This window comes from Streptomyces polyasparticus (assembly GCF_014493765.1).
GTDB lineage: Bacteria > Actinomycetota > Actinomycetes > Streptomycetales > Streptomycetaceae > Streptomyces > Streptomyces polyasparticus.
On sequence record NZ_JACTVJ010000170.1, the window covers coordinates 1 to 524 of the forward strand.

At 45.8% G+C, this 524-nt stretch carries 1 protein-coding gene; it reads left to right on the forward strand.

Annotated features, from left to right (window positions below):
• Positions 1–16: 16 nt before the first annotated feature.
• A partial coding sequence (locus H9Y04_RS49325) for a Clp protease N-terminal domain-containing protein (RefSeq protein WP_187820196.1) occupies positions 17–524 on the forward strand: 508 nt, incomplete at its 3' end.

Genomic DNA, 524 nt, shown 5'->3' on the forward strand with positions numbered 1-524 from the left:
GTTTACTGACAATGCATTGAACATCATAACGAATGCTACGCAGATAGCTAAGGAGGGAAGCCATGCTCAATTGATGCCTTTACATCTCTTGGCAGCAATGGTTCCTTCCGACAATGAGTCTTCGACCCCATACTTGAAGACGTTGATAACGAAGGCTAGGTATGAATGGCCGGATTTTGAAAGAATAGTCAACCGCAGGGTGGTGAGACTTCCATCGCAGAATCCACCTCCAGATACTCCAGCGCCAAGTTATGCTACGGGACAAGTATTGCAGAAAGCTGCAAAATTCAAGACCCAGCAAAAGGACAATTATATTGCTCAGGATCATATATTATTGGCATTGCTTGAGGACGCTAGTATCAAGGAAATATTCAAGGAAGCCGGAATCAACACGGAGACCATACTGAGCGAAGTCATGGAGATGAGAAAGGGCCAGAGAATTGACAGTCGAACTGCCGACTCGTCGCAAACGTTTGAGTTCTTGAGCAAGTATTGCGAAGACTTGACGGAAAAGGCTCGTGAGG